This is a genomic window from Microbulbifer maximicatervae (SeqCode) (assembly GCF_052467385.1).
In genome coordinates this window covers 1,059,823-1,086,023 of the sequence record NZ_CP174311.1, presented here as the reverse complement: position 1 = coordinate 1,086,023, position 26,201 = coordinate 1,059,823, and the positions used below count along the sequence as shown (strand labels likewise).

23 protein-coding genes and 1 other RNA gene are annotated in these 26,201 nt (G+C 52.9%); 6 read left to right on the top strand and 18 right to left on the bottom strand.

The window, feature by feature from the left end:
* Positions 1-35 precede the first annotated feature (35 nt).
* The 15 genes from ftsA to rsmI form a co-directional block, all read right to left on the bottom strand.
* A complete protein-coding gene (ftsA, locus tag ACJJIR_RS04760) occupies positions 36-1,271 on the bottom strand; it encodes a cell division protein FtsA (RefSeq protein ID WP_282933862.1) in 1,236 nt (411 codons plus the stop codon).
* A gap of 115 nt (positions 1,272-1,386) precedes the next feature.
* Positions 1,387-2,073 carry a cell division protein FtsQ/DivIB gene (locus ACJJIR_RS04755; protein ID WP_444908402.1) on the bottom strand — a complete coding sequence of 229 codons (687 nt, stop codon included), beginning with the start codon at positions 2,071-2,073 and terminating at the stop codon, positions 1,387-1,389.
* Positions 2,074-2,206: 133 nt separating this feature from the next.
* Positions 2,207-3,670, bottom strand: a complete 1,464-nt coding sequence (gene murC, locus ACJJIR_RS04750) for a UDP-N-acetylmuramate--L-alanine ligase (RefSeq protein WP_444907507.1) — start codon at positions 3,668-3,670, stop codon at positions 2,207-2,209.
* A 29-nt stretch (positions 3,671-3,699) separates the two neighbouring features.
* Entirely contained in the window at positions 3,700-4,797 is a 1,098-nt protein-coding gene (gene murG, locus ACJJIR_RS04745; RefSeq protein WP_444907506.1) for an undecaprenyldiphospho-muramoylpentapeptide beta-N-acetylglucosaminyltransferase, read from the bottom strand.
* A complete protein-coding gene (gene ftsW, locus ACJJIR_RS04740; RefSeq protein ID WP_444907505.1) occupies positions 4,797-6,020 on the bottom strand; it encodes a putative lipid II flippase FtsW in 1,224 nt (407 codons plus the stop codon). The genes murG and ftsW overlap by 1 nt, the downstream gene beginning before the upstream one ends.
* Complete coding sequence (gene murD / locus ACJJIR_RS04735; RefSeq protein ID WP_444907504.1) at positions 6,017-7,399, bottom strand: UDP-N-acetylmuramoyl-L-alanine--D-glutamate ligase; 1,383 nt, start codon at positions 7,397-7,399, stop codon at positions 6,017-6,019. Before murD ends, ftsW begins: the two co-directional genes overlap by 4 nt.
* Before the next feature lie 8 nt (positions 7,400-7,407).
* On the bottom strand, positions 7,408-8,493 hold the full coding sequence (gene mraY, locus ACJJIR_RS04730; RefSeq protein ID WP_444893034.1) for a phospho-N-acetylmuramoyl-pentapeptide-transferase: 1,086 nt from the start codon (positions 8,491-8,493) through the stop codon (positions 7,408-7,410).
* Entirely contained in the window at positions 8,493-9,872 is a 1,380-nt protein-coding gene (locus ACJJIR_RS04725; protein WP_444893033.1) for a UDP-N-acetylmuramoyl-tripeptide--D-alanyl-D-alanine ligase, read from the bottom strand. Before ACJJIR_RS04725 ends, mraY begins: the two co-directional genes overlap by 1 nt.
* Positions 9,865-11,397, bottom strand: coding sequence for a UDP-N-acetylmuramoyl-L-alanyl-D-glutamate--2,6-diaminopimelate ligase (locus ACJJIR_RS04720; protein ID WP_444893032.1), 1,533 nt, complete (start codon positions 11,395-11,397; stop codon positions 9,865-9,867). The genes ACJJIR_RS04725 and ACJJIR_RS04720 overlap by 8 nt, the downstream gene beginning before the upstream one ends.
* A complete protein-coding gene (locus tag ACJJIR_RS04715; protein WP_444907503.1) occupies positions 11,394-13,154 on the bottom strand; it encodes a peptidoglycan D,D-transpeptidase FtsI family protein in 1,761 nt (586 codons plus the stop codon). The genes ACJJIR_RS04720 and ACJJIR_RS04715 overlap by 4 nt, the downstream gene beginning before the upstream one ends.
* A gap of 188 nt (positions 13,155-13,342) precedes the next feature.
* Positions 13,343-13,618, bottom strand: a complete 276-nt coding sequence (gene ftsL / locus ACJJIR_RS04710) for a cell division protein FtsL (RefSeq protein ID WP_413663017.1) — start codon at positions 13,616-13,618, stop codon at positions 13,343-13,345.
* 4 nt (positions 13,619-13,622) lie between these two features.
* Positions 13,623-14,555, bottom strand: a complete 933-nt coding sequence (gene rsmH, locus ACJJIR_RS04705) for a 16S rRNA (cytosine(1402)-N(4))-methyltransferase RsmH (protein WP_444907502.1) — start codon at positions 14,553-14,555, stop codon at positions 13,623-13,625.
* A 12-nt stretch (positions 14,556-14,567) separates the two neighbouring features.
* Positions 14,568-15,011, bottom strand: a complete 444-nt coding sequence (gene mraZ, locus ACJJIR_RS04700) for a division/cell wall cluster transcriptional repressor MraZ (RefSeq protein WP_282933875.1) — start codon at positions 15,009-15,011, stop codon at positions 14,568-14,570.
* 455 nt (positions 15,012-15,466) lie between these two features.
* Positions 15,467-15,823, bottom strand: an RNA gene (rnpB, locus tag ACJJIR_RS04695) — RNase P RNA component class A.
* Positions 15,824-15,882: 59 nt separating this feature from the next.
* On the bottom strand, positions 15,883-16,725 hold the full coding sequence (rsmI, locus tag ACJJIR_RS04690; RefSeq protein ID WP_444907501.1) for a 16S rRNA (cytidine(1402)-2'-O)-methyltransferase: 843 nt from the start codon (positions 16,723-16,725) through the stop codon (positions 15,883-15,885).
* A 39-nt stretch (positions 16,726-16,764) separates the two neighbouring features.
* Here rsmI and ACJJIR_RS04685 point away from each other — a divergent pair, with 39 nt between their 5' ends.
* From ACJJIR_RS04685 to ACJJIR_RS04670, 4 genes are all read left to right on the top strand, one after another.
* Positions 16,765-18,678, top strand: a complete 1,914-nt coding sequence (locus ACJJIR_RS04685) for a penicillin-binding protein activator (RefSeq protein ID WP_444896364.1) — start codon at positions 16,765-16,767, stop codon at positions 18,676-18,678.
* Positions 18,665-19,027: a YraN family protein gene (locus tag ACJJIR_RS04680; protein WP_413663021.1), complete on the top strand. Its 363-nt coding sequence runs from the start codon at positions 18,665-18,667 to the stop codon at positions 19,025-19,027. Before ACJJIR_RS04685 ends, ACJJIR_RS04680 begins: the two co-directional genes overlap by 14 nt.
* A gap of 64 nt (positions 19,028-19,091) precedes the next feature.
* A complete protein-coding gene (locus tag ACJJIR_RS04675; protein WP_108734203.1) occupies positions 19,092-19,682 on the top strand; it encodes an SIS domain-containing protein in 591 nt (196 codons plus the stop codon).
* Positions 19,683-19,685: 3 nt separating this feature from the next.
* Positions 19,686-20,276: a BON domain-containing protein gene (locus tag ACJJIR_RS04670; protein ID WP_413663022.1), complete on the top strand. Its 591-nt coding sequence runs from the start codon at positions 19,686-19,688 to the stop codon at positions 20,274-20,276.
* 70 nt (positions 20,277-20,346) lie between these two features.
* Here the strand turns inward: ACJJIR_RS04670 and ACJJIR_RS04665 are convergent, their stop codons facing one another.
* Positions 20,347-21,537, bottom strand: a complete 1,191-nt coding sequence (locus ACJJIR_RS04665; RefSeq protein ID WP_444907500.1) for an acetyl-CoA C-acyltransferase — start codon at positions 21,535-21,537, stop codon at positions 20,347-20,349.
* A gap of 174 nt (positions 21,538-21,711) precedes the next feature.
* Between ACJJIR_RS04665 and ACJJIR_RS04660 the strand changes: the two genes are divergently transcribed.
* Both ACJJIR_RS04660 and ACJJIR_RS04655 read left to right on the top strand, forming a co-directional pair.
* Entirely contained in the window at positions 21,712-22,308 is a 597-nt protein-coding gene (locus tag ACJJIR_RS04660; protein ID WP_444907499.1) for a LemA family protein, read from the top strand.
* 2 nt (positions 22,309-22,310) lie between these two features.
* On the top strand, positions 22,311-24,218 hold the full coding sequence (locus ACJJIR_RS04655) for a M48 family metallopeptidase (protein ID WP_444907498.1): 1,908 nt from the start codon (positions 22,311-22,313) through the stop codon (positions 24,216-24,218).
* Between the two features lie 38 nt (positions 24,219-24,256).
* Here ACJJIR_RS04655 and ACJJIR_RS04650 read toward each other — a convergent pair whose 3' ends face one another.
* Both ACJJIR_RS04650 and ACJJIR_RS04645 read right to left on the bottom strand, forming a co-directional pair.
* On the bottom strand, positions 24,257-24,880 hold the full coding sequence (locus ACJJIR_RS04650) for a Yip1 family protein (protein ID WP_413663026.1): 624 nt from the start codon (positions 24,878-24,880) through the stop codon (positions 24,257-24,259).
* Positions 24,881-24,987: 107 nt separating this feature from the next.
* A complete protein-coding gene (locus tag ACJJIR_RS04645; RefSeq protein WP_444907497.1) occupies positions 24,988-26,175 on the bottom strand; it encodes a GGDEF domain-containing protein in 1,188 nt (395 codons plus the stop codon).
* Positions 26,176-26,201 lie beyond the last annotated feature (26 nt).

Here is a 26,201-nt window from a genome sequence, read left to right as displayed (position 1 = left end):
TCCTTCACCGGATGGCTAAATCTGGTTGCACTCTATTACAAATTTCCGCGAAACCAGTGCTTTACCTTGTCCCACCACTGATTATCGTTGCGCACAGGCTGTATTTTGCCCTCTCGAGCCTCTTCCTGCTGCATCGCATACATCAATAATCCAACTCCAGTGGAATAAATTGGGTTGCTGACGATATCCGTCAAACCTGCAATACCCTGAGGCACTGCTAGGCGAACCGGCATATGAAAAATTTCCTCAGCCAGTTCAACCGCGCCCTCCATTTTTGAAGAGCCGCCGGTAAGTACTACACCCGCCGCACACAAATCTTCGAAGCCGCTGCGACGTAACTCCGCCTGTACTAATGTAAACAATTCGTCGTAGCGCGGCTCAACGACCTCGGCCAATGCCTGTCGGGATAAATCCCTGGGCGCGCGATCACCAACGCTCGGTACCTTAATGGTCTCACCTTCGCGAGCGAGTTTTGCCAACGCGCACGCATATTTGATTTTCAAATCTTCTGCGTGCGGTGTCGGTGTGCGCAAAGCCATGGCAATATCATTGGTAACCTGGTCTCCAGCAATCGGTATCACACCGGTATGCCGAATAGATCCACCAGTAAACACAGCAATATCGGTGGTTCCCCCACCAATATCTACCATGCATACTCCCAACTCTTTTTCATCTTCGGTCAGGACTGCGTAACTTGAAGCCAATTGTTCAAGAATGACATCTTCTACTTCCAGACCACATCGACGAATACACTTTTCAATATTCTGTGCAGCATTCACTGCACCGCTGACCAAATGGACCTTTGCTTCGAGGCGAACACCAGACATTCCGAGAGGTTCTTTTACCCCTTCCTGATTATCAATCAGGTATTCCTGCGGAAGCGTGTGCAAAATCTTCTGGTCCGCAGGAATAGCGACAGCCCTGGCAGCATCAATAACACGATCGAGATCCTGCTGGGTAACCTCTCGATCCTTAATCGCAACTATACCGTGAGAGTTCAAGCTGCGAATGTGACTTCCCGCAATCCCTGCGTACACAGAGTGAATTTCACAACCCGCCATCAACTCAGCTTCTTCCACAGCGCGCTGTATAGATTGCACGGTTGATTCAATATTAACCACTACGCCCTTTTTCATTCCAGTGGAACGATGAGAGCCGATACCGACAATATTAAGTTCCCCATCACCGGAAGCTTCACCGACAATAGCGACTACTTTAGAGGTGCCTATATCCAGTCCAACAATCATGCGCTGATCGGATACCTGTGTCATTTTCGTGCCAACCTCGCTGAGCTGCATTCTGTTTCAGGTTCTGCTATCGGACCAGAACACAGCATTCGCTTTTAAACTTTTATCTATAAAACAGCCACCCGGGCTGCCTCGATGTTTACTTTTCTTCGTCTTTCCACTGAACCGCTACCGCATTGCTGTAGCGCGTATCGACGCTGACAACTTTTTGCAAGTGCGGCGCCAGTACACCCCGACTCAAATACAGAAAACGGTGTACCCGCTCCAATAAAGCATCATGGCCAAGTTTTAATTCAATTCCCGACACTAACTCCAGATGCCAACCGCTTAGGTCGTCAAATGACAACCGTTTAACCTCCATATCCCGCGTGGTCAGTAACCCCGCAAGCGCGCGGTATTGCAGCATAATCCGCTCTACCAATTCTTCATCCCCGGCAAGCTCGGGCAGGGACTGAACCCCCATATGTGACGGACGCGGTAGCAGATCCCCACTCGCTACCAACAATTTATCTTTACCCCAGGTGGCGAGAGGTTGCGCTTCAGTGATATCAACCTCAACACCCTTCGGCCAACGCCTGCTCACCGAGGCGGAAGTAATCCAGGGGTTAGACAGTAATGTCTGCTGCATCGCCTGAATGTCCGCTGAAAAAAAGCCTGCTTTCAAGTGAGGAAGAAGCACCTCTCTTAACTCTTCTTCAGTTACCGCATTAAAAGCCCCGCGCACCTCAACTTGCTCCAGGGCATCAACATTACTCAGCTCAACCGATGGCGCCCACCGCCACAACCAGACTGCACCATAGAGCAAAGCCGAAAAGCCTGCGAACATCACCAGCAAAAAAAAACACCGCCCCCAGTTCAGGCGAAGCTTTTCAGAATCGCTGGCCCCTAAGGGGCTCGCACCGCGAGCAGCTTTTTTTTTCCTGGAGGTTGATTTCGTTCCAGCCCCTTTCACTCGCTACCTAGCCCTCACAGCTGCGCTCACCCAAGCGCCAATCAGCCAACCTTTGCGAAAGTGCTCCGACGTTGCCAGCTCCCTGGGTCAGGACAATATCACCTGGCTCCAACAGATCAGCTAATACCGGGGGAACCTGATCGATAGTTTCCATAAAAATCGGATCTACCTGTCCCCTGTTGCGTAAGCTTCGCGCAAGCGTTCGGCCATCGGCACCAGCAATTGGCGCTTCACCGGCACTGTATACATCCAGCAAAATTAACTTATCCACCTCAGAGAGGACCTGGACAAAGTCTTCAAACAAGTCCCGCGTACGGGTATAACGGTGGGGCTGATAAATCATTACCAAGCGACGATCCGGCCAGCCATCTCGAACTGTCTTTACGGTAGCCGCTACCTCACGTGGGTGGTGACCGTAGTCATCTACCAACATCACCTTATCAGCTTCGGTATCATCGCTAACTGCATAATCACCGTAGATCTGGAATCGACGACCAACGCCCTGGAAGCCTATTAGACCTTGGCGAATTGCTTCATCACTAACGCCTTCATCACTAGCTACAGCAATTGCTGCAGTCGCATTGAGAACATTATGAATACCCGGTGTATTCACAGAAACCTGCAATAGATCACCCTTGGGTCTCTGTACCGTGAAATGGCTGCGCAGAGGTTCTTGCTTTACTTCAACGATGCGGTAGTCATTACCCTCATCAAATCCATAGGTCAGAACCGGGCGGGAAAACTTGGGGATGACTTCCTGAACATTGGTATCATCCCCGCAAACTACCGCCAGACCGTAAAATGGCAGGTTGTGTACAAAATCAATAAAGATCTGTTTCACCTTTTCGAAGTCGCCACCATAAGTTTCCATATGGTCCGCATCGATATTGGTAATCACCGTCACCATCGGCTGTAAGTGAATAAAAGACGCATCGCTCTCATCAGCTTCAGCCACTAGATAGCGACTTTCGCCCAAGGCAGCATTGGCACCGGCAGCGTTGACCAGGCCACCGATAACAAAGGTCGGATCTTTTTTATCTGCTGCAAAGATTGAGGCGATTAAGCTGGTCGTGGTGGTCTTTCCGTGGGTTCCCGCCACAGCAATGCCATAGCGATAGCGCATCAGTTCACCGAGCATTTCGGCACGGCGCACAATAGGGATTCTCTTTTCTCTCGCTTCAATCAGCTCCGGGTTATCGCCATGTACGGCAGAGGAATTGACCACAACATCAACGCCGCGAACATTTTCCTCGCTGTGCCCGATTTGGACCTTAACGCCCAATTTGCGCAATCTATCAGTAACCGCAGATTCACGCAGGTCCGAACCTGAGACTTCGTAGCCCTGGTTCTGCAGTACCTCTGCAATGCCGCTCATACCGGCACCACCGATCCCAATAAAGTGGATACGGCGGATACGGCGCATGGCCGGTACCGCATAACTTTTATCTTCGTTTGTCCGCACTGAAGACATTACTTTAACCTTCGTCCACTTATTCTGTGTTACCTGGCCGAGGCCAGCTCTTCTCTGCAAGCGTTAACCACTTGCTCAGTCGCATCAGTTTTTGCCGCGCGCCGCGCGGAGGTCGCCATTTGCAATAGTTTCTGACGATCTTCTAACAGGCTTTTTAACAAGCCGGATAACTTCTGCTCGTCCATTTCCCGCTGCTGCATAACAATCGCTCCGCCAGCATTTTGCAACCACTCGCCATTACGCGTTTGATGATCATCAATTGCAAAGGGGAAAGGCACCATGATTGCACCGACTCCCGCCGCTGAAATTTCAGAAACAGTCAAAGCCCCGGAACGGCAAATAATCAGGTCCGCAGAGCGGTAGGCCTCAGCCATATCCGCAATAAAAGGGAGCACCTCTGCTTCTACTGCCGCCTCTTTATAGGCGTCTTTGGCAGCCTGAAGGTGGCGCTCTCCAGCCTGGTGGACCACTACCGGGCGCAGGGAGGGTTTCAGCAATGCGATTGCCTTAGGAACCAGTTCATTAATTGCTACAGCACCGAGGCTACCGCCCAATACCAAAAGGCGCAGAGACGACTGGCTACCAATTCGAGTTTCTGGCTCAGGCAATTCTGCAATCTCTTTGCGCACTGGATTGCCCACTTGCCTGGCACCGGGTAGCCCACTGGGAAATGCTTCAAGCACCTGGCTGGAAATACGCGCTAACAAGCGGTTTGTCGTTCCGGCAACAGCATTTTGCTCGTGAATAATCAACGGTATCCCCCCGAGACGGGCTGCAACGCCCCCTGGGCCGGTCGCAAAGCCGCCAAAGCCGAGTACTGCATCAGGTTGTACCTGCTTAACAACTGCCCTGGCCTGAGCAATTGCCCGCAAAATTTGCAACGGGGCTTTGAGTAAGGCCAACTTTCCCTTCCCCCGAATACCCTCCACTTTAATGCAGTGCAAAGGAATATTCGCCGCAGGTATTAATCGGGATTCAATCCCACGGGCAGTACCTAACCACTCGACAACAGCTCCCTGCTCTTGCAACGCTTTAGCCACAGCCAACGCTGGGAACACATGACCGCCGGTACCACCGGCCATCAGCAAAAACTTCTTTCCAGAAAAACGCTTATTTACTTCAGACATCAAACCGTTTCTCCGTTGCTGCCCTTCACACTGGACTTGGGTGAATGGAATATTGGCAGCTGACGCAAAAGCTCAAGCCCCCCGCTTCCGTTTTCAGCAGGCTCTTTTAGTTCAGCCCGAATCCGCATCGCCAAGCCTAGTAATGCACAACATACAATCAGGCTGCTGCCACCAGAGCTGACAAATGGCAACGTTAGCCCTTTAGTCGGCAACAGGCCTGAAGCAACGCCCATATTCACGAAAGCTTGTCCTGCCAATAGCACTGCCATACCAAAAGCTAGAAGTGCAGCGAAAAACTTCTCCTGCACCAGAGCCTCTTTTACCAGGCGGAGCAGTGAGTAGGTGAGAACAACAAAAAGCCCTACCAGCACTACGCCACCCAACATTCCCCATTCCTCTGCCAGAATGGCGAAAATAAAATCCGTATGGGCCTCAGGCAGGTAAAACAGCTTCTGCACACTATTGCCCAAACCAACTCCAAACCACTCTCCGCGACCAAATGCAATTAGGGACTGGGTAAGTTGGTAGCCACTGGCAAACTGATCCCCCCAAGGATCCAGAAACGTCAGCAATCGTTGTAAGCGATAGGGGCTCATCAGTGCCATTAGCGCCAGTCCACTCGCAGCCGCAGCTACCAATAAAAAAGTATGTGGAAGACGCGCTCCCGCCAAAAAAACCATTGCCAATACGGTGCCTGAAATTACAACCACCGAACCGAAGTCCGGTTGTAAAAGCAATAACAAAGCAACCGTTGCGAGAATCACCACTGGCACCATAAAGCTGGTCCAGTGGCGTAGTTGCTTATTTCGACGAGTTAAAAAACTGGCAAAAAAAACTAGCAGACAGAACTTAGCCACTTCCGCGGGTTGCACAGTTATGCCTGCAAATACCAGCCAACGCCGGCTACCGTTCACCTCCCGTCCAATCCCCGGCACAAGCACTGCAATCAATAACAGGCAAGCAAACAGTAATAATGGCCAGGACAGTCGCGACCAAATTGACAGGGGAATCTGACTAACGACAAATCCAGCTAATCCGCCAACCATCAAAAAAGCCAAATGACGCCTGAGGAAATACCAGGGGTCACCATAAATATCCGTAGCGAAGGCGATAGATGCTGAAGCAACCATCACCACACCGATGCTAGCCAGAACCAGAACACTGAGTAGCAGCAGCCCATCCTGCCATTCACTACCTTGAGCCTTGATTGCCTGAGCACTCACTGGGAGCCTCCAGCGGTATCGCATAATTTCAAAACGGCCTGGCGAAAATCATCACCGCGGGCTTCAAAATTCTTATACATATCAAAGCTGGCACATGCCGGTGATAACAATACATAGTCACCGCCATTGGCTAATTGTCTGGCCTCAGCGACGGCCTCTGCCATTGTGCTGACCCTGCGAATCTCGCACAGGCCATCAAAGACACCGGCTATTTTGTCTCCATCTACACCGATACAAACCAGGGCCCGGAGTGCTCCTGCACTTTTTCGTAAGGGAGCAAAATCAGCACCCTTGCCATCCCCTCCAGCAATAAGCACTATTTTACTGGATGCCGTAGCCAAGCCATCCAATGCCGCCTGGGTTGCTCCTACATTGGTACCTTTTGAATCGTTAACATAAACAACGTCTTCAAAATCAGCCACGCGCTCACAGCGATGTTTCAACCCGCGAAAGTTGCGTAAAACTTTTAGCATCGCCTCAGTGGGTAGGCCCAGTGCATAACCCATTGCCAGGGCTGCCAAACCATTGGCAATATTATGCTTACCCACCATAGCCAAATCGGCCACAGGCATTAAAACTTCTGTGCCTCGAGCCAACCAGTTCTGCCCCTCATGCAAGCGCAGGCCAAACTGATTGAGATCCGGCTGATCAAGCCCAAAACTCCACTCCCGTCTCTCTCGGGAAAGAGGCCCCTGGGATAAGGGGTCCGCGCGATTTATCACGAACTGATCCGCTCCGCGATAAATGCGCTGCTTGGCCCGGTGGTACTCCACCATACTAGGGTAGCGGTCCATATGGTCCGCACTCATATTTAAAATGGTGGCTACAGTAGGTGCCAACGAGTAGGTGGTTTCCAATTGAAAACTGGAAAGCTCCAAAACAAAGATGTCCGGCAGAGGTTTCTCAAGTAAATCCAGCACCGGCACACCGATATTGCCGCCCACACCAACTGTCAGCCCTGCCTCTTCAACCATCTCCCCCAGGAGTGTGGTCACTGTACTCTTTCCGTTGGAACCGGTAATCGCGGCGAGCTTCGCTGTCGATTGCATCCGAGTCAGGGCCTGGGCAAATAACTCAATATCCCCAACCACAGGAATCCCATCCGCAATCGCCTGCTGCAATACGGGTTCAGCAAGCGCAACTCCGGGGCTGGCAATAATCAAGCTCGCCGCGAGTATTGTCCCCGGGCGCAATGGACCTGTTTCCACCGCAACCTCTGGGAAATCCTGACGAAAAGCTTCGAGCCCCGGCGGGTTATCGCGACTGTCTGCCACGACCGGCGTATGGCCGTGACGCAGCAGGTAGCGCACCACCGACTTTCCGGTAGCACCAAGACCTATTACCACTTTCTGCTGTGAAGAAGTCGCGATCAGGCTCATTTATCTATTTATCGAATTTTCAGTGTTGCCAAACCAGCCAAGACCAGAATGACGGTAATAATCCAAAAGCGCACAATGACTCGGGGCTCCGGCCACCCTTTTAACTCAAAGTGGTGGTGCAGAGGCGCCATACGAAAAATTCTCTTCCCCGTTAATTTAAAGGATGCCACCTGCAAAATTACGGAAACCGTTTCCATCACAAACACACCGCCCATAATGAACAGAATAATTTCATGACGGGTAATTACCGCAATAATTCCCAGCGCCGCCCCCAGTGCCAGAGCGCCCACATCCCCCATAAACACCTGGGCCGGATAAGTGTTAAACCATAAGAATCCGAGTCCGGCACCACCGAGGGCAGCGCAGAACACCGCCAACTCCCCGGCTCCTGGAATTGCGGGAATATGCAGGTAGTCAGCAAACTCCATATGGCCGGATAGATAAGCAATCACCCCAAGTGCTCCACCCACCATCACAGTAGGCATAATCGCCAAGCCATCCAGGCCATCAGTCAGGTTAACCGCATTACTGGAGCCAACAACAACAAAATAGGTCAGCAATATAAAAGATACCGGTCCCAGGTTTATCGCAACATCTTTAAAAAAGGGAACAAAAAACTGGGTCTCTGCCGGGCTTGAAGCACTCATATACAGATAAATAGCTGCACCCAACCCGGCAACGGATTGCCAAAAATATTTCCAGCGAGCAATAAGGCCACGGGGATTTTTGTAAACGACTTTTTTATAGTCATCCACGAAGCCCACAGCACCGAAAACAAAGGTAACTAATAAAGTAACCCACACGTAACGATTGCTGAGATCAGACCAGAGTAGGGCTGAGGCAAAAATGGAGGCGAGAATCAAGGTGCCGCCCATAGTCGGGGTGCCAGATTTACTCAAATGGCTTTGCGGACCATCATCGCGAACAGCCTGTCCCACCTGTAAATGATTCAACCAGTGAATCATGCGCGGACCCACAAGTAGTGAAATACCCAGAGCCGTCAACGCAGCAAGAATTGCGCGCACTGTCAGGTAGTTAAATACCGAAAATCCGCTGACATGTTGTTGTAATAGCTCCGCTAGCCAAAGCAGCATTACTTCTCCCCTCTGCTATTGCCAAGCAGTGCCTGCGCTACCAATTCCATACGGGCGCTGCGTGATCCTTTAACCAAAACTGTGGTTTGTTCATCCAATTGTTGAGTGAGAGCAGTAACCAGAGGTTCTCTCTCGCGATAATTGCGCAGCGACTCTTGCCTCCCCGCAGAAAAGGCCATGCTGGCGGCAGTACCCAGCGGCCCCAATGTAAACAGCGCATCCAAGCCCCGCTCTCGTGCCAAAGCTCCAACGCTTCTATGCATTTCCTCCGCGTCCGGCCCCAACTCCGCCATATCCCCCAGCACCAGAATTTTTTTCCCTGAACGCTGTGACAGCAATTCAATGGCCGCACCTACTGAACCCGGGTTCGCGTTGTAACTGTCATCAATAACGGTTGCACCGGCTATACCTGCCTGCTCCTGCAAGCGCCCAGCAACCCCGGTCACCGTGTTAAGTCCGCTGATAATTTCCACCGCAGGTATTCCCGCAGCAAAAGCACATCCAGCAGCAACCAGAGCGTTGTGAACATTGTGCTCACCAAGCAATTTCAGGCTAACAGGGTGAGCAACGCCTTCAATTACCAAGTCAAATGAAGGGCAACCGTTAGGATTCAATACAATATTATCCGCATGGATAGCACACTCATTAGATAAGCCAATACCCAGAGTCTTTACCCCTTCGGGCATATTCTCCAACCAGTAATTCGCATAGCCATCATCGGTATTGATCACCGCCGTCGCCGATACATCCAAACTGGTATAAATTTGGCCCTTGGCTTTTGCGATAGCATCAACAGAGCCAAAGCCCTCGACATGCGCTGGCATTACGTTATTTACCGCCGTCACCTGCGGCTTGCCGATACTACACAGGTAGCCAATATCGTCAGGGCCGTTAGCTCCCATTTCGAGAATCAACACATCGTGTTGCGCTGTCAGCCCAAACAAAGTCATGGGTAAACCGAACTGGTTGTTCAGGTTTCCCTCGGTTACACAGGGTGTATGACTCTGGGAAAAAATTGCAGACAGCATCTCCTTAACGGTAGTTTTACCGCAGGACCCTGTAATCGCCACAACCGGACCGTCAAACTGTTCACGGCACAGTAAGCCAATTTGTCCTAATGCGACCGTCGTATCTTCAACGCGCCACTGCGGTAAACTGCAACTAGGCACTTCACGATCGACAACCAACCCCAATACCTGGCCATCCAGCTCACCGACAAAGTCGTGAGCATCAAAATTTTCGCCAACCAGAGCAACAAATAAAGATTTGGGGTCCAGCTTGCGGGTATCCGTGCAAACCAGTTCAAACTCCACAGAGCCATTGATTAACTCACCACCAAAACGGCTTTGCAGTTGCTGCAACGTAAGGGAATTAATCACCTTGGCTCTCCTTGCCTTCACTTGACTGGCCCGATTCATCCACGCGGGCTTTGAGAGCTGCAGCAGCTTGCTCACGATCGCAGAAGTGAATTTTTTCACTGCCGATAATTTGGTAATTTTCGTGCCCTTTACCGGCGATCAATACAATATCCCCCGGTTGTGCTGCAGATACCGCCTGAGATATCGCTGTCGCGCGATCAATTTCAACTTCGATATTACTGGCAGCCCCTTCGAGAATATCGTCGATAATTTTTTGTGGTTCTTCGCTGCGCGGATTATCGCTAGTCACAATGGCACGGTCCGCCATCTCGGAGGCAATACGCCCCATCGCCGCGCGCTTACCCGTATCCCGGTCGCCGCCACAACCAAAAACACACCACAAATTACCGCGACAGTAAGGGCGCGCTGCTGCTAAAGCCGCGCGAAGAGCATCTGGTGTATGGGCATAATCCACCAATACACCCACATCATCGGAACCCTCAACCAGGACACGCTCCATACGCCCCGGCACCGCTTTGATAGTGGGGAAAGCGGCAAGAATATCTTCAAAAGGCATGCCCTCTGCCGCTGCAGCAGCTACGACAGCCAAGGCATTGTGAATATTAAAATCGCCAATTAAGGGTGCGTGCAGCTCACCGCTACCCCAAGGGGAATTAAGTTTTACAGAAAAACCGCGCTCATGGCGACGCAGGTCTGCAACATATAAATCACCCGCCTGCAGCCCATAAGTAATAACGCGCAGGCCACGCAATTTGCAGCGCTCTGCCAACTGGGCGCCAAACGGATCATCCAGGTTAATGACTCCTCGCTTCAATTTTGGCAGTCCGAAAAGTTTCTCTTTGGCTGCGCCGTAAGCGGCCATATTGCCGTGATAATCCAAATGATCGCGGCTCAAATTGGTAAAAATTGCCGTATCAAAAATCAGCCCATGCACACGTCCCTGAGAAAGGGAATGCGAAGAAACTTCCATTGCGGCAGCGGCAACACCACTATCGCGATAATTTGCAAAGTCCGCTTGTAAACTCACCGGGTCAGGCGTTGTTAAACCCGTTTCCTGCAATTCGATTTGGTTATCTTTCCAGACCCCATTACCAATGGTGCCTATCAATGCTGCACTGCCATAGTGGCGAGCCAGTAATTGGGAAGTCAAATAGGCGCAAGTGGTTTTACCGTTGGTGCCAGTCACTCCAACCAAGTGCATTTCACCACTGGGGTTACCGTGGAAGCGCGCGGCAATTTCCCCTACCCGCTTTGCCAGACCGGGAACACTGACCACCTGGATATCACCACGGCTTTTACATTCCAACTTGTCACCGTCGGCAAGCACTACCGCAGCACCTGCAGTAATTGCCGCATCGATATATTCCCGACCATCGACCACAGAACCGCGCAAGGCCATAAATGCATCGCCCGCTTTTATCTTGCGGCTATCCAGGGCAATACCAGTGACAGAAATATCGGGAATACCGGCGTAACCCGGCACTAACTCTTTGATAGAAACAGAATGTTTTTCGCGCTGACTCACGATTTTGAACCCCTCTCGCTTAACTGCGCGGCCAATTGCCCCTCCGCCGATTTAATTTTTTCCGGCGGAACCTGCAACAGGCGCATAGCACCAGTCATCACCGCACCGAATACCGGTGCAGCAACTTCACCACCGTAATATTTGGCGTGACTGGGATCATCAATAACAACTACCGCGGCAAGGCGCGGATTATCAGCGGGGATAAAGCCCGCAAATACTGAGCGATAGCGATTATCCGCATAGCCACTACTGCCAACTTTGTGCACAGTACCGGTCTTGCCGGCGACACGATAACCTTCTACAGCGGCAAGGCGTCCGGTACCCTTAGCACCAATCACCGTCTCCAACATCGCAGTAACCTGCCCAGCCAAGGACTGCTCAATAACCTGCTCAGGCTCGCCCGGTACTTTGTCACCGGATAAAACCAGGGAAACAGGACGCTTAACCCCTTCATTCGCCAGTACGCTGTAGGCTTGTGCCAGCTGCACGGCGTTAACTGTTAAACCGTAGCCGAAGGCGAAATTAGCTCGCTCGATTGGGTGCCAGCGGCTGCGACTGGGCAAGATCCCCTGTGCTTCACCGGGGAAGCCACTGCCCACAGCCTCGCCCAGACCCAAGCGATAAAAGAGTCCCCGCAGAGAATTTGGTTCCAAATCGAGAGCAATTTTTGTAATTCCCACCTGGCTCGACTTGGTAATAATCTTGGTGAGATCTATTTTTCCGTAATTAACCGGGTCCACCAGGGTTTTTCCCGGCACGCGAATATATCCAGGACTGGTGTTTATTTCTGTTCTTGGGGTGTAGCGCCCGGTTTCCAAAGCCGCCAATACTGTTAAGGGTTTCACTGTAGAGCCCGGCTCAAATTGGTCGATCAGCGCACGGTTGCGCATAGCCGCCGACTTAACCCCTTTGCGGTCATTGGGATTAAATGAAGGCTGGTTGGCCATGGCCAACACATCGCCACTGTGAGTATCGAGAATCACCATAAAGCCGGAAGCGGCGCCGTTTTCCGACACCGCCCGCTTTAATTCCCGGTAGGCCAAATATTGCAGGCGCATATCGATAGACAAACGCAGATCCCTGCCCGGTTGCGCTTCCTGACGAATTGCCAAATCCCTTACCGTGCGCCCTTTCAGATCTTTAATTACCTGACGTGATCCCGGCTGTCCGGACAGCCAATCGTCGTAGGCCAATTCCATTCCTTCCTGGCCGCGATCATCGATGTTGGTAAAACCGAGAAGTTGGGCTACGACCTCCCCAGCAGGATAGAAGCGCCGATACTCTTTTTTACTGAAAACACCTGTAATACCCAGGTCCAGCACTTTCTCAGCCTCTTCTGGAGACAGGTGCCGGCGCAGGTACATAAATTCTTTGTTTCGGTATTTCTTCAGGCGAGAGCCCAGTTTGGAAGACGGTAAATCCAGCGCGCGAGCCAGGCGCACTAAATTCGCATCGCTTATTTCACTCAACAGCTTGGGATTGGCCCACAGGCTGTGTACCGGTGTACTGACAGCAAGAAGCTCACCGTTTCGATCGACTATTGAGCCCCGATAGGCAGCAATCTCTTCGGTGCGCAAGGTGCGGGCCCGGCCCTGGTCTTGCAGGAAACGATATCCGCGCTCAGCAGCAGGCACTACCTGCAGTTTGGCCAAGTGGAACACAAGGGTAAGAGCGAGCAGGCACAGCAGGACCGCCACCAGCGCAAAGCGCCAGCGGGCTATACCCGGCTGAATATCCTTTTTTTTGACTGCGCCCATGTTTTCCCAGTTGGCGTTATCTATTTATTTTGCATCCCGGCTGAGCATGCCACTCTCCAGGGCCTGAACTCCAAAACTCAATTAACGCAAAATTCTTTATAATTATTTAAAGGCCAAAGCCCCCAAACGCAGAAACCCCACCGGGCAAGCAGTGGGGTACTTACGTCTTCATCCAAGGCGGTTAAAACTTAATCCGCCACTACCAATACCTGTTCCGAAGGTGCTGGCATATGCATTTTTAATTTTTCTCGAGCGACCTGTTCGACCCGGCTATAGGCAGACCAGGCACTTTTTTCCAAAAGGAGGCGCTCCTGCTCATAGCGCAATTCATCGTGGGCTTTTTGTGCCTTACCCAGCTCAGCAGTTAACTCTCGGCTTTGTTGGGTGGTATGAATAACAGATAGCGACGACAGTATTACCGCTATCCACATTACCCCCACTCCAAGTAGAGCCTTGCCAGACATAAACTCAGCTTCCCGCCAGCTTTTCTGCCACCCGCATTACTGCACTGCGGGACCGCTGATTTTCATCCACTTCAACCGTGTTGGCTTTCACTGCCTTGCCCACCGAACGCAGTGACTTGGCTATCTGACTATCCATAACCGGAAGGCCACGAGGCAACTGGGGACCGCGCTCTTTTTCCCGAATAAAACGCTTCACCATTCGGTCTTCAAGAGAGTGGAAACTGATAATCACCAGACGCCCACCCGGTGCCAGCAACTGCAGGGATTTATCCAACGCACTCTGCAGATCATCCAACTCGCCATTAATATGAATACGAATAGCCTGAAAGACTCGAGTAGCGGGATGTTTACCTTTTTCCCAAGCCGGATTCGCCTCTTTCACAACCTCGGCAAAATCGAGGGTGCGCTCAAATGGTTTTTCCAGCCGGCGCTTTACAATGGCAGCAGCCATTCGGCGGGCAAAACGCTCCTCGCCGTACTCTTTAAACACCCGGGCCATTTCGGCCTCAGCCTCAGTGTTGACCCACTCCGCTGCACTGATACCTCGACTGGTATCCATACGCATATCCAGGGGCCCATCCTGCATAAAACTGAAACCGCGCTCGGCCTGATCCAGTTGCGGCGAAGACACCCCCAGATCGAGCAATATTCCACTGACCTTACCGGCAGCTTGCCCGGCAGCCTTATCCATATCGGCAAAAGACCCATGCCAAATGGAAAAACGGGATTCACCGGAAAACCGCTGTTCTGCAAATTCAACAGCCTGGGGATCTTTATCCACCCCTACCAACTGGCCATTGGGCCCCAAATGCTCAAGGATTGAGGCGCTGTGCCCACCCCGGCCAAAGGTGCCGTCGATATAAAACCCATCCGGCTCAGTCACCAGAGCGTCTACGGCCTCGCGTAACAACACACTGCGATGCAATTCTTGAGACACCCGGTACTCCCCTTATAAAGAGAGGGATGCCATTTCCTCAGGCATACCCTCTTCGTCTTCACTATCATCGAGCCAGGACATCCAGCGCTCCTCACTCCAGAGCTCCAGCTTTTTCCCCTGACCCACTAACATCAATTTCTTTTCCAGCCCCGCGTACTCACGCAGAGTTGGCGGAATCAATACCCTGCCATTGCCATCCACCTGCAGCTCACAGGCATACCCGATCAGCAGGCGCTGAGCGCGCCGAGCCACTTTGTTAAAGCTGGGCAATGCTTCAATCTTCGGGAGAATTTGCTGCCATTGAGGCGACGGATACACCAACAAACAGCGTTCCTCTGTATGGGCAGTCACCACCAAGCACCCCGCACACTCATCCAATAGCCTATCGCGGACGCGAGCCGGTATTGCCAGACGCCCCTTGGCGTCCATATTGATTGCGTGGCTGCCCAAATACACGTTTAGTGGTTCTCGCTTTGGAGATCGCGCCTCTCGCGACTCACTCCCATATGGCAGGTCAATGGAGAAAGATGTTCGACTTTAACCTGGCGGTGTGAACACCCACTTACTTATCGCGAATAAACCACAAATTTCCACGATTTTCCACTTTTTCCCACTCTCGACACTATAAAACTGGTCGACACAAAGTCAAGGAATTCGACCCCAAAGTCCCCATAACCCCTTGTAAAATCGCGGCCTCCAGAGATGTGGCGCATATTGGCACATTGAAACTAGTCGGAACAGCACTATCTGGCACGATCGCCCCCTTAACAGTTAATCAATTTTTTTGCGCCAAGAAGAGGCTTTAGCCGAAATTAAACGAGAAGAAATAGGCGAATACAAAGAGGGCTACCGGAGCCGGGACCACCACATCAGGCAAACAAAAAAGCCCGGCAAATGCCGGGCTTTTGAAATTGTTGAGCTGGCCTGTAAGCCGGGTTCTGTCGAGGACAATCATTCATCTGGGATGCCTGTCACCAGACACCTCAAGCGACCTACCCGCCCTCAGTGCGGGTCACACCTATAGAGGGCCTATTTGGTCTTGCTCCGAACGGGGTTTACCATGCCGCGGACTGTTACCAGCCGCGCGGTGCGCTCTTACCGCACCCTTTCACCCTTACCTGTACTCCCAAAAAAGGAGCCATCGGCGGTCTACTCTCTGCTGCACTTTCCGTAGGCTCGCACCCCCCAGGCGTTACCTGGCGTTCCACCCTATGGAGCCCGGACTTTCCTCCATCGCACAAGGCGACAGCGATTGCCCGGCCAGCTCGCGGCGAAGAGTAAAGAGGCGACAGACGGATTGCAACAGGCAATTGCAGCAATCAGTGCCTTATTTTTGCTCCAGGCTCCAGTTGTACAGGACTTTCTTTTTCACTCCAGTAATTTCGGCAGCGATCGCCGCCGCCTTTTTCGGCGGCAACTCCGCCAGCAACAGCGACATTACACGCTGTGCCTCCCCATCCAGCTCACTGTCACGAGAGCGCTCTGCACCACGCACCATCAAAACAATCTCACCGCGCTGCTGATTGCTGTCAGCTCGGACCCACTCAACCAACTCAGCCAGAGGCATCAACTGAAAAGTTTCAAAGGCCTTGCTGACCTCGCGGGCTATCACCGCCTCTCGATTACCGCCGAATACGACAGCCATTGCTTCCAGAGTATCAGCAACCCGATGCGGGGCCTCGTAGAACACCAGGGTACGGGTATCACTGGCCAATTCCTGCAGGGCTCGCTCACGGGCACCGGACTTAGCCGGCAGAAATCCCTCGAAACTAAACTTGTCACTGGGGAGTCCAGCGGCACTCAGTGCGGAGACGAAAGCACAAGCCCCCGGTATCGGGGAGACTTTGATTCCACGCTCCCGGGCTTCACGTACCAGGCGATAGCCGGGATCTGAGATCAGTGGGGTGCCCGCATCGGAAATCAGGGCAATGGTCTGGCCCTGCTCCAAACGCTGCAAAATCTGCTCTGTGCGCTTGTTATCCGAGTGATCGTGATATGCCATCAATGGCGTATCGATATCAAAATGGGAAAATAATCGCTGACTGTGACGTGTGTCCTCCGCCGCAACCAGATCGGCACATTGTAGAACTTCGATCGCTCGCGGTACCATATCGGCCAAATTACCAATGGGCGTAGCGACAATATAAAGCAGCGCCTGATCCGGCCCCATAGCTGTTCACTCCAAATATAAATATTGCGGGAGAAGATTATGTCCGCCTCTTCCCGGCGCACCTCTACTGTAATCACCAGAATGGCAGCTGCCTCACTGGCAGTCGCACTGGCTGCTTGCCAGACACCGGCTTCCCGGCCAAACGTTTACCAGCCGGATTATTCGGCCGGCCACACCGCAAGCCGCAGTGAAGCTGTACGTATGCTGCGCAGTGCCGACACCCTGCCGGCACCGGCGCGGGATCAACAGCGCCTGCAAGCGGCCGCTATTCTATACGAGCTGGGAGATAAAGAGACGGCAAAAGAGGCGGTAATCAAAATTACGCCCGAACAGCTGGACGACAACCTCTTCGCCAGCTATGCACAGGTCTATGGCAGCCTACTTGCCGCAGACGACGACTTCTTTGAGGCCCTCGACCTGGCAGCCTCTCCACGCCTGGAAAATGTGTGGTCGGAGTTGCCACAGAAGACTGCCTTACCTCTACGCAGCCTGCGCGCTGACCTATGGGGACTTCTGGGAAATCTCGACAGCGCTATTAGTGAGCGGCGCGAAATCTCCTATATCGCCCAGTCCGACGAAGCGATCACAGAGAATAACAACGGCTTTTGGCATCTCTTGACCCAGCTGCCCTCCAGTGAATTGCAGGCTCGCGCCACCCAAAGCAATGACACCCAGATGCGCGCCTGGTATCAACTCGCCCTGCTGGGCCGCGACACCCAGACGGATATCAGCTCACAGCTGACCGCCCTCAGCCGCTGGCGCGAGCGCTGGCCCGCCCATAGTGCCAATTCCCATCCGCCACAGGCATTGCAGCTGTTAGAGCGCTTGGCCGCCCAGCGGGCAGACCGCGTGGCGCTGCTCCTGCCACTGTCCGGCCCCCTGGGCAACGCCGGCAGGGCAATCCGGGATGGCTTTATGGCCGCCCACTACACCGCTCTGAATGCTGGCGGCGCAACTCCGAAAGTGATGGTTTACGACACCGGTTCCGATCAGCCATTTGAGGAAATTTACCAGAGCGCCGTAGATGCCGGTGCGCAGATGATTGTTGGCCCACTGGATAAGAGCAAGGTAGCCAACCTGCTTGCCACAGAAAAGCTGCCAGTGCCTACTCTCGCCCTCAACTACGGCGATGAGGGGCGCCTGACCACAGACCTGGTCCAGTTTGGCCTGGCAATTGAAGATGAAGCGCGGCAAATTGCCCAGCACGCTTACCGGCAAGGCAAGCGACAGGCAATGGTCCTCACCGCTGACAATAGCTGGGGGCAGCGCGGCGCTGAAGCATTTGAAGAAGAGTGGCTGCGCCTCGGTGGCTCAGTCAGCATTCGCCGGACGTTTAAGGACAACAGCAAGTTCTCAGCCCTGGTCAGCGATGCCCTGTTAATTCCCGCCAGCAACGCGCGCAAGAAGGAATTGCAGAGTCGGCTGGCGGCAAAGCTGGAATTTACCCCCAGACGCCGTGACGATGTCGATATGGTATTCCTGGCAGCACAACCCCAGCAGGCGCGCCAGCTCAACCCCATGCTGACCTACTACTACGCCAGTGACCTGCCCGTATACGCCACCTCTCATGTCTTTGGTGGCAGCATCAACCGCAATCGCGACAGGGATATGAACGGTATTCGCTTTACCGCCCTGCCCTGGCTGTTTGAAAGCAATCAAACCAAGCAAGATATCGAGGAGCAGGCGTCGCCCGCACCGGCTTTTGCCAGACTGTATGCCCTAGGTGCCGATGCCTTCCGCCTCTACCCGCGCTTGCCGATGCTGCGCCAATTCCCGGAGCAGAAAGTACACGGTCTCACTGGCGCATTGAGCCTGAGCGCTGATGGCCGCATAGTGCGCGAACAAATGTGGGCGCGAATCGACAAAGGGGTGCCGGTGCCCATCACTACCGTCGAGCCCCAATTGCCGCAGCGGGAGCCGATCGAATTAAGTGGGAATCGTGAGGCTTTTTAAGGGCTCAAGCGGCACTGTCGGCAGCCAAATGGAGGCTGCCGCGGCCCGCTATTTGCAGCGCGCGGGGCTCACCTTACTGGAGCGCAATTATCGCAGTTCACACGGAGAGATAGACCTTATCGCCCGTGAAAGCGATACTGTCGTGTTCGTGGAGGTGCGCTTCCGCCGCAAGAGCCAGTTCGGCGGGGCCGCAGCCAGCGTGGATTCACGCAAGCAAGCTAAGCTATTGGCCACTGCCAGCCGCTATTTGCAGCAACATAAACTGGACTGTCCGTGCCGCTTCGATGTCCTGGCCATAGATGGCGATGCACAAAACATCCAGTGGATTAAAAGCGCCTTCGAAGCCTGAGGCAAAACCGAGATTTACCCTGTCAAGTTATGGTGAGTTCGAACTCACCTGAATTAAGGACACAATGGAACAGCGAGTCGTAACCCTTTTTCACCACAGCCTTGAAGCCACAATGAACGCTGGCGAGATACTGGCCCCGCTGATTGCAGAAGCCAGCGAAATGGTGGTGCATACACTCTTGGCAGAGAGCAAAGTCCTGCTCTGTGGCAATGGTGTCAGTGGCGCATTGGCGCAAAGTTTTAGCTCGCAACTGACCGGCGGCTTCCAGCGCGAACGCCCCGGCCTACCGGCTATGGCCCTCAACAGCGACGGCGTCTCCATGGGCACCGTTGCCTCGAACCACGGCGGTGCAGACACCTTCGCACACCCGGTTCGCGCCCTGGGGCAGCCCGGTGACCTTCTCGTAATTATCAGCAGCGATGGGCGCGACTCAAACCTGGTTCAGGCCATGCGTGCGGCTCGGGACCGGGATATGGGCATACTCGCACTGACCGGCGGTGATGGCGGCGACTGCGCCGCCCTGCTCGATACCCATGATATTGAACTACGGGTGCCATCCGATGTCGCAGCAGAGGTACACCAAGTACATCTTCTGACAATTTTTTGCCTGTGCGACCTAATCGACAGTAGTTTGTTTGGTGGCTACGAGGAATAAACGATGAACAACAAAAAGTTGACCCTGGGGAAATATCTCCTGGCTGCCCTTGCGGCAACCACCTTGTTAGCGGGATGCAGCACTGTATTGGAGGCCACCCATGACGGCCCCATACAACAGGACCCCGGCGAGCGATCTTTTGGCACCTATATTGATGACCAACGTATCGAGACGGTGACCACAGTCAATATCAACAAAGCTCACCCGGACCTGAAAACCTCGAATATCAATATCAATTCTTTTAATGGTGTTGTACTGCTCACCGGCCAGGTGCCCAGCCAGGAACTGCGCCTGCTTGCCGGACGCACGGCGGAACAAGTACAAAACGTTCGCCAGGTCTACAACGAAATTCAGGTGCGCGGTAAAGTCACTTTACTGGCTAGCACCAGCGATACCTGGCTAACCACCAAGGTGAAAAGCAACCTGTTTGCCAATAAGGAAGTAGACAGTGGTCGCATCAAAATCGTGACCGAGAATGGAGTTGTTTATTTGATGGGACTGCTAACTCCTGCCGAAGCGGAACGGGCAGCCGAAGTGACCCGCTCGGTAGGCGGGGTACAGAAGGTTGTAAAAGCAGTGGAATACATCAACTAATAGTTCCCTCACTACACAAACAAAAACGGAGGCAACTGCCTCCGTTTTTGTTAGCGCTCAAGTCTGTAACTTATACGCGCTCTATAGCAACCGCTGTAGCCTCACCGCCACCAATGCACAGGCTTGCCACGCCCTTCTTGGCATCGCGCTTTTCCATCGCTGCCAACAGGGTAACCAGGATACGGGCACCGCTAGCACCTAACGGGTGGCCGAGGGCACAGGCACCACCGTTAACATTGACCTTTTCCCAGGGCAAATCGAGCTCACGCATTGCAGCCATAGTCACTACCGCAAATGCTTCATTAATCTCGAATAGGTCCACATCCGCCGCAGACCAACCGGCATTTTCCAGCAGCTTGTGCATAGCGCCGACCGGAGCCGTAGTGAACCACTCGGGCTCACGGGCAAACTGGGATTGCCCCTTGAGAACAGCCAGAATTTTCAAGCTGCGCTTCTCAGCTTCACTTTTGCGCATCAACACCAGCGCCGCAGCACCGTCAGAAATAGAGCTTGAGTTCGCTGCAGTTACAGTGCCGTCTTTACGGAACGCCGGTTTTAGCTGAGGGATTTTGTCTGGACGGGCATTACCTGGGGCCTCATCGACGCTGACCTCAATCTCACCTTTGCGAGAGGCAATCGTGACCGGGGAGATTTCACGAGTAAAATCACCACCTTCAATCGCGGCCTGGGCACGCGCCAGAGATTCCAGGGCAAAAGCGTCCTGCTCTTCGCGGGTGAAATCGTACTTATCGGCAGTAGATTCGGCGAAAGTACCCATCAGCTTGCCATCTGCAGCATTTTCCAGGCCATCCAGGAACATGGAATCTTTGACCTCTCCATGACCGAGGCGCATACCAGAGCGGGCCTTGGCCAGCAGGTAGGGGGCATTGCTCATGCTTTCCATACCACCAGCAACGATAACCTTACCCTCACCCATCAGCAGGGCATCGCGGGCCATCATCACAGTCTTCATTCCGGAGCCACACACCTTGTTAACAGTGGTGCAAGGAGTGCCGACAGGGATGCCTGCACCCAGTGATGCCTGGCGTGCCGGAGCCTGACCGACACCTGCCGGGAGCACACAACCCATCAGCACTTCATCCACATCGGCAGGTGCCACACCCGCGTCCTCAAGGGCTGCGCGAATCGCCGCAGCACCCAACTGCGGGGCAGTGAGGGCTGAAAGGCTGCCCTGCATAGCGCCCATTGGCGTACGCGACATTCCGACAATCACTACAGGGTCCGAAGTTACATCACTCATTCTGGCTGCTCCAAGTTCTGTGCCGCCATCACTGTGGTGGCGGCAATTGTTTTAATGTCGCCGCATTATAGCCGAAGCCCCACCCCGCTCCGCCAGGGGTGCGGCCGGTGCGTATCAGTATCAGCCCATCGTGTTACTATTTACGCCACCAACAGGGATAAATAGGGGAGCGTTATGGGGTCTACGGGACTTATTGTGCTGACGGTGGTCATCGCACTGTTCTTTTTCATCATCAGTATCTTTAACAAACTGGTTTCACTGAAAAACCACAGCGAAAATGCTTTTGCGCAGATAGAGATACAGTTAAAGCGACGCCACGAACTGGTACCAAATCTGGTAGAGAGTGCCAGGGCATACCTGAATCACGAGAGGGAAACCCTGGAAACGGTAATCAGTGCGCGTAATACCGCAATTTCAGACCTTAAATCTGCCGCTAAAAGCCCTACCAATCCGGCCGCTATCGATAAGCTCGGCCGCGCAGAAGGCCTTCTCAACAGCGCTCTGGGTCGCCTGAATATGGTGATTGAGGCCTACCCGGAACTGAAAGCCGACCAGACCCTTCGCGAACTCAACGAGGAGTTAAACAGCACCGAAAACCGCGTGGCATTTGCACGCCAAGCTTTTAACGACTGCGTCACCAGCTACAACATCTACAAACAGAGCTTCCCTCCAGTATTTCTGGCCGGCCTTTTTGGCCACAGAGCCAACGCCCAAATGCTTGAGTTCGCAGACTCAGAAACCTTTCAAGTCGCGCCACGTATCGAGTTTTAAATATGAACTTTTACGTTCACCAGGACAAAGCCAAGCACAGCAGTCGTTTGCTGGTTTTCCTGTTCAGCCTGGCCCTCATTGCCCTAATTAGTTTGAGCACCCTGGCTACGGCGTCCATGGTGTCACTGTCTCGCGGCCAACCATTTACTCCCTTTGAAGTTGTGCAACTTCTGGGCTGGGAGACCCTTGGCTCAATAGCCTTTGTCATCGGTACCGTTGTTATCCTGGGCAGTCTGTACAAGTTCCATCAATTATCTCCTGGGGGAAAGGCTGTGGCGGAATCCCTGGGAGGGCACAAACTTAATACTTCCGCGCGAACTGAGCGGGAAAAGAGAGCACTCAATATTGTGGAAGAGATTGCTATTGCAACAGGTATTCCGGTACCCGATGTCTACATCATTGAGGACAGCACCATCAATGCCTTTGCCGCTGGCCAAAACCCTATCGATGCCGTTATTGGCCTGACGCGGGGCTCCTTGGAAAAGCTTACCCGGGAGGAGCTACAGGGCGTTGTTGCCCACGAGTTCAGTCATATTCTCAATGGAGACATTCGTCTAAACACCCAGATCACCGGGCTGTTACATGGAATCTTAATTATTGGACTTTTGGGACAGCTCCTTGTCAGAAGCCCGGCACCCCACCGGCGCGTAACCCCCATAAGATATCCTCTACTAGGCCTGGGAATAACTCTGATTATCCTCGGCTACACCGGTACGCTAATCGGCAACCTGATCAAGGCCGCTGTCAGTCGGCAACGGGAGTTTCTTGCCGATGCCTCCGCAGTACAATTTACTCGCAACAACCTCGGTATTGCCAACGCGCTGAAAAAGATCGGTGGCCGCGATTTAGGCTCAGAACTCAGCAGCCCCAACGCAGCAGAGTTTAACCATATGTTGTTCGCGGTTGGGGTAAAACGCTCCCTGCTCAGCCTTTTTGCCACTCACCCTCCACTGCCAGTGCGCATCAAGAGGCTAGAACCCACCTGGAATGGCCTATTCGCCAATACGGAAGAACAGGTAAAAAGTGAAGCCGAGACTGTAAAACTCAGTGAATTGCAAAATCCGCAGCTCGCCATGGCCGCTCCTACGACGCCTTTCCAGGCTGCTCTGGATGCAGTGGACAACAGTATTGCCAAACCAGATACACACCAAGTTGAGCTTGGACATCAACTGCTGGGTTCTATTCCACCCCTTATCCAACAGGCTGCACACGAACCTTTTACCGCCCGGGCACTGGTCTACTACCTTCTTCTGCACAAGGATAAAACCGAGCGAGACAAACAGCTAAACCTCTTGGAGAAAATTGCCCATCCTGCTGTTATCCGCGAGATGAAAAAACTCACACCACATATGGAATCACTGCCGAGCAACGCTCGCCTCGCATTGATTGACCTATGTATCCCGGCCTTACGTGCCCTAGTCCCTCAGCAGTACCAGATCTTTAAACGAAATCTTATCAAGCTTCTACACAGCGATGGGAAAGTTGAAGTTTGGGAATGGGCCCTGTACCGGGTATTAATGCACGCGCTCGACGGCGCTCCAGATCGACAGCGCCTGTCCCATAGCAAACATGCCAACAAAGATGCTTCACGATTTATCATTGCAGCCATCGCCCATGCGGGAAACAGCCAATACCTTCCAGCAAAACGTGCTCATGAGAAGGGACTCAGTGCTCTCAGGCTTGAAATAACCCCGCTACCCGGCATCGCTGATATCACCCTGCCAAGACTGGACAAGGCCATTGCAATCGCCAGCCTTATACCGCCCCTGGAGAAACCCGACTTACTGAAAGCGATTGTGATCACCTTGAATCACAATGGGGTAATTAAAGCGGAGGAGATCGAACTGTTAAGGGCCGTCGCTGACAGCCTGGACTGCCCTATGCCACCGATTGTCGATAAGTCTAGGTAGCCGCACAACGCCAGCACAAATGCTGGCGTTGTGAAACCTTAATGGGCGTGGTGCTGATAAACCGGCCCGATGCCCACACTCCATAAAATGACGGAGCCAATAAGCACCGTAACCATCATTACCAAGGCAACGGTTAATACTGCACAGGCATACAGAAATGCTCGATCCTTATTCATATTCATCAGGATCGGAATGCCAGCAAAGACCAGGTAAATAGAATACATCCCGGCAATGCCTACCGACGCCATCGTGAGCCAGGGGTGTGGATAAAGGACGACGATACTCGCCAGGAAGATTGGCGTAGTAATAAACACCGCAAGTGCCGTGCCTTCATAATGGCGCGTGGGCTCATCTCCCTCAACTCCGTAGGATCGCGCCATCCAGTTAATAAACTCTCCGAGGCAATAGACGCCAACCAGCAATGCAAAATAAGTAACAACCGACAGAACAGCTGCACTTTCAGGTGTCAGCTTTGCCAGATGTCCCCCAACCTGAAAGCCTACCCGGGTAACCCCAAAGTAACCGGCCACGGTAGGAATCAACGCCAGAAGCGGCACATGAGTTACAAACACCTCAAAAAAAGAATGGCGATCAGCGCGTATCGCTTTCCACTCTTTTTCCGGGTTGGTAAGAATACCTATTGTATGACTGAGTATCCGCACACCAAATCTCCCTTCCAATGCCCTGCTTTGCAGTATCGGTGGCGCACAACAGATTGACCAATGCCAAAAGGGAATTAAGCGTCACTTTCAAATTTACTTGATTTATATCAGCTGTGGACAGACAGGCAATTTCGCCCGCTGCGCTTTGCTTTATAAAGCGCTTGATCAGCCGCTTTAAGGATACTCTCGGGTTTCTTTAGTTTTTTATTGCGGTGGGCAACGCCAATACTCACGGTAACTTTTACTGGCTTCCCCCCACCCTTCCCCCTGAGCGAAGCCCCTGCGGAAAGACGCCCCGATGACCTTAGGCGCAGTGGGTAACTTGAGATTTTCTCCCTGATTTTTTCCAATAAAGCTTCTTTCGCCTGGCGACTGCGGCCCGGAAGATAAATAACAAACTCCTCACCGCCATAGCGAAACACGGTACCGTGAGAGTGGCGCGCGAGTTGAGCCGCAACCATTTGCAAAGCCTGATCACCCACCTGATGGCCATAGCGATCATTCAGCTTTTTAAAATAATCGATATCAACCATGGCAAGACTGTAATTCCATGCTGGCGTCAGCATCTGATAGCGGAAGGCCCGCCTGGAATGAAGCCCAGTCAGCTCATCGCGAAACGCCAATTCATAACTGGCCCCAAGCAGCGAAGCGACCAATAATATTCCGGCTACAGAGCCGGTAAACTCGAGAGGAAGGCTCAACCAAACACTGCACAACAGCAAAATAGAACAGCTAAATAGACCCATAGCGGTGGGGCCAGGGTAGAGAAAAAGTAAGGCAAAAGCACCGAGAGCGGAGACAGCGCCAATCAATTGTGGCAACGAAAATGCGTCGGGTAAAAACCCGGACAACCCGCTGGGCAAATTCTCGACAGGAAATGCCAACCTCAGCGGCGCGCAGCAATCATAGAGCAAGACAAAACCCACCCCCTCAGCCAGCAAAAACAGGCCCCATAGCAGCCCAAAAATACTGAAGACACTGCGATCACGGCTGCAAGTAAACAGAACAAGATTTACTGCAACCAGTGAGAGATAAAGCGGGAGATCCCTGTGCAAGCTGGGGAGCAATTGGGAGTGAGCCGCTATGTATAGGGCCATGATAAGCAGTGCTGAAAGCGCAACCCGGCTCGAGCGAAAACCAAAACTGAGCAATACCGCCACAGCCAATAATAAGACTGGCAACTGCGGACTGTATAAGTGGGTCAGATCAATCCAGGGAAGATACTGCGCAACGAGAAGCACCAGAAGCATCCCTGGCAGCCAAATAAAGCGCAGCCATTGAAGGTATGGCGGCATGACATTCGCGGCAATAAAAGATAACG